This is a genomic window from Streptomyces sp. NPDC051913 (assembly GCF_044593635.1).
Lineage (GTDB): Bacteria > Actinomycetota > Actinomycetes > Streptomycetales > Streptomycetaceae > Streptomyces.
Genome location: NZ_JBIUCI010000019.1, coordinates 1 through 3,563, shown reverse-complemented (window position 1 = coordinate 3,563; position 3,563 = coordinate 1). Strand labels below are relative to the sequence as shown.

General features: G+C 68.4%; 4 protein-coding genes. All 4 read right to left on the bottom strand.

Features of this window, described 5'->3' with window-relative positions; genetic code table 11:
* Window positions 1–297: 297 nt before the first annotated feature.
* A complete protein-coding gene (locus tag ACIHIX_RS38910; RefSeq protein ID WP_399964887.1) occupies window positions 298–1,119 on the bottom strand; it encodes a BTAD domain-containing putative transcriptional regulator in 822 nt (273 codons plus the stop codon).
* Between the two features lie 363 nt (window positions 1,120–1,482).
* Window positions 1,483–2,328 carry a BTAD domain-containing putative transcriptional regulator gene (locus ACIHIX_RS38905; protein WP_399964885.1) on the bottom strand — a complete coding sequence of 282 codons (846 nt, stop codon included), beginning with the start codon at window positions 2,326–2,328 and terminating at the stop codon, window positions 1,483–1,485.
* A 289-nt stretch (window positions 2,329–2,617) separates the two neighbouring features.
* Window positions 2,618–3,289 (bottom strand): ScbR family autoregulator-binding transcription factor, encoded by a 672-nt coding sequence (locus ACIHIX_RS38900; RefSeq protein ID WP_399964883.1) that lies wholly within the window; start codon window positions 3,287–3,289, stop codon window positions 2,618–2,620.
* A 73-nt stretch (window positions 3,290–3,362) separates the two neighbouring features.
* Window positions 3,363–3,563, bottom strand: a 201-nt coding sequence (locus tag ACIHIX_RS38895) for a carboxyl transferase domain-containing protein (protein ID WP_399964881.1), incomplete at its 5' end; no start/stop codon positions are given.

Below are 3,563 nucleotides of genomic sequence, written 5' to 3'. Positions count from 1 at the left end.
CGAACAGCCGCCGCAGTCGACCGTTCGCAAACAGCGGCGATGGTCAGTCGCCGCAGACATCGCCCCAGACAGTCGTCACGGTCGATCGCCTCGGCCGGTCACCGTGGCCGATCGCCGCGCCGAGGAAGCCGGGGCCAGGTCACCCGGCCTCCTCGGCGAATCTGTGTCCGCCTCCGCGTCCGCATCTGTTTCTGCCTCCGCCTTCGCCTTCGCGGGCGACGGGCCGGCTCCGCAACCGGTCCGTCGTCCGACGGTGGTCAGGCATTGAGTACGACGGGGCCCCCGCTCCGGCCGGCCTCAGGCGGCGAAGAGATCGAACGTCGAGGAGCGCCGTTCACCGGCTACGACGTCCAGTTGGGGGTCGACGGCCAGCATGGCCTGGTGCAGCCGCTGTACCTGGGGGGACGGCTCGACGCCCAGTTCCTCGATCAGCCGGATGCGCAGCTTGCGGTAGACGGCGAGGGCCGATGCCTGTCGTCCCGACCGGTACAGCGCCACCATGGCCTGCGAGTGCAGCCCTTCGTGCTGCGGGTAGCGGGCCGTCAGTTCGGCGAGCTCGGCGATGAGTTCGGAGTGCCGGCCGAGCCGCAGATCGGCGTCGATACGGCGCTCCACGGTGCCGAGCCTGCTCTCCTCAAGGCGCATGACCTCGATCCCGAGGATCGGTCCGACGCGTACGTCGACCAGGGCGGGGCCGCGCCACAGCTCCAGCGCCTTGCGGAACCGGTCGGCCGACATCTCGTCGTCGCCCGCCTCGAAGGCCGACCGCCCTTCGGTGACCATGCGTTCGTACTCGTGCACGTCCACGCTCTCGGGCGGTATCTGGAGCAGATAGCCGCCGTGCCGGGTGGCGAGCACCTCCTTCGCCGCGTCGGGTGCGCCGGGGCCCATCGCGGTGCCCAGCCGTCGGCGGAGTTGGAGAATGTAGGTCTGCAACGTGGTGAGTGCGCTCTGCGGCGGCTCGGTCCCCCAGATTTCCTCCATGAGCATGGGAACGGGCATCACCCGCCCGGGGTAGAGGGCGAGCAGGGAAAGGATCTGCCGCGGCTTACCGGCCGTTGGGACGATCGATCCCCCGTTGACCTCGGCACTCAACGGACCCAGAACCTGAATCTTCACTGCTTTCCTCCGTAGCTCGTCGAGTTCCTCTCGTGGCTGAATTCCGTCGCCATAAGCACACTAGCGGGAATCGCGCCAGACCCGCCTTTCCTCGACCAGGGCTTGAGGACGCTTCAACTTACCTATTCTGTCTGCAAATTGATCGCCTCAAAGGCAACCGCACCTTTTACTTCGCTCTTTTTAATTCCGTTGCGAAGAAAGCAAATTGCGGAATGCTTGATGCCGTTTGTCGAGATGGGGCATCTCGCCTCTCCATGCACGCCTCCGTACGCCTCCACAGGTCCCCATACGCCTCCGGAAACGCAGCAGGCCGGCCCGGGGGACCCGGTGTCCCCGCAGTGCCGGCCCGTCTGGTGCGCGCGCTCAACTCGTGTGTACCAGGCGCTCCTTGACCGTGCTGGGGGCCGCCGGCGCGGTCTCGGGGTTGGCCGTGAGGATGGACCGCTGGAGGCGTCGCAGCCCCGCTGAGGGCTCCAGGCCGAGGTCCCGGACGAGCGTGGCACGCAGCCGCTGGTAGACCTCCAGGGCCTCGCCGCGGCGTCCGGAGCGGTAGAGGGCGAGCATGAACTGGGCATGCAGGCTCTCGTGGGTGCGGTAACGGTTCACCAGCACGGTGAGCTCGGACAGCAGCTCGCGGTGTCGGCCCAGCCGCAGGTCGGCTTCGATGCGCTGGTCGAGCGCGCACAGCCGGCTCTCCTCAAGGCGCCTGATCTCCATCTCCAGCTGGGACCCGGCCTGGACGTCCGCGAAGGCGGTGCCGGACCACAGCGCCAGCGCCTCGCGCAGATGCCGGGCCGCGTCGGGGAAGTCGCCCGCGTCCATGGCCCGGTAGCCGGTGCCCGCGAGGCGCTCGAAGGTGCGGACGTCGCTCTGTCCGCCGCCGGCGGCCAGCATGTATCCGCTGGGCATCGTCATCAGCACGTCCTTGGCGGTGCGCTGCCTGCCGCCGTCCTCCGTACCGTCCTGCGTGTCCTTCTCCAGGGCCACGGCGATGAGTTCGCGCAGCTGGAGGACGTACGTCTGCAACGTGGTGCGGGCGCTGCGCGGCGGCGTGGCGCCCCACAGCTCCTCGATCAGTGTGGAGACCGGCACCGCCTGGTCGGCGTGGAGTGCCAGCAGAGCCAGCACCTGCCGGGGCTTGGGGGCCGTCGGCGTGATGGAGACCCCGTTCTCCTTTACGGCCAATGCGCCGAGTACCTCGATGTCCACGCGAACTCCCCTGTCTAGTGCCGAGTGCTCCGGTCGTTTCCGTAACCGTCGTCAGATGTCAGTCCGGCGCCATGGACCAGAGTAAAAACAGCGCGAGCGGTCTGTCAATATCAAACCGCATGCCCTGTATTTTCCAAGCGAGGATCTATCGGCGCGCTAGCCTTGACCTGCGGCGATGCAAAACCTCTAGCGAACATCAAGGGCCCCTGGAGGGGATCTCCAGGGGCCCTTGATGCAAAGAAGGGGGCCTGGTCGGCAAAGTTGATCACTAAACAGACCGTAAGGTCTGCTACTGCTCAGTGCTCGCCCTCAAGGAGGAACGGTCCTGCGCGGGGATGCCGGGCTGCGGCCAGGTGCCCGCGCTCGCCAGTCCCGCCAGGTTCCGGCGGTCGGCGAGCCGGGGCAGGATCACGTCCCAGAAGCGGGTGACGTTCTGCCGGGACAGCCAGGAGGCGTCATCGCCGCCGAGCACCTCGAAGCCCGCGGTCGCGGCGACGATGACCCGGGCGCTGTCCGCCCAGGACACCCCTTCCGCCAGCGCCCCGTTGCGCGCGGCCCCGCGAAGGGTGTCCTCGATCCACTCCTGCCACTGCGCCCGCAGAGAGCACTCCCCCCGGTACGCGCAGTCGCCCGCGAGCTCGAACCCCCCGCGGACCACGATGTCGTGGGCGAGCGCCCCCATCAGCTCGTGCGTGGCGTCCACCACCGTCTGGAGCGAGTCGCCCTGCCGGGCCGAGGCCGCCTCGGTGATGTCGCGCACGGCCTTGGCGGCCCCCGCCTCGACCGCCTCGGCGAGCATGCTCTTGTTGGCGAAGTGGAAGTGCAGCGCCCCGTTGCTGACACCGGCCCGCCTGCTGATCGTGCTCAGCGACGCAGTGACGAAGCCTTCCTCGGCGAAGACCGCGGCGGCGGCCTGGATCAGTGCATGCCGGGTACGGGCCGCTCGCTCCTGTTTGACCATGTGGTGTCTCCTGAGAACCGGGACGTCGAGGGCCGGCACCGCGCCGACGTCCCAAGTCCCTCGGAATGTGGCGCTACTGCGGGGGATTGCCGTGCTTGCGGGACGGCAGGTCGGCGTGCTTGCTGCGGAGCATGGCCAGCGAACGGACAAGGACCTCGCGGGTCTGCGCCGGGTCGATGACGTCGTCCACCAGGCCGCGTTCGGCCGCGTAGTACGGGTGCATCAGCTCGGACTTGTACTCCTTGACCATCTTCTGCCGCATGGCCTCGGGGTC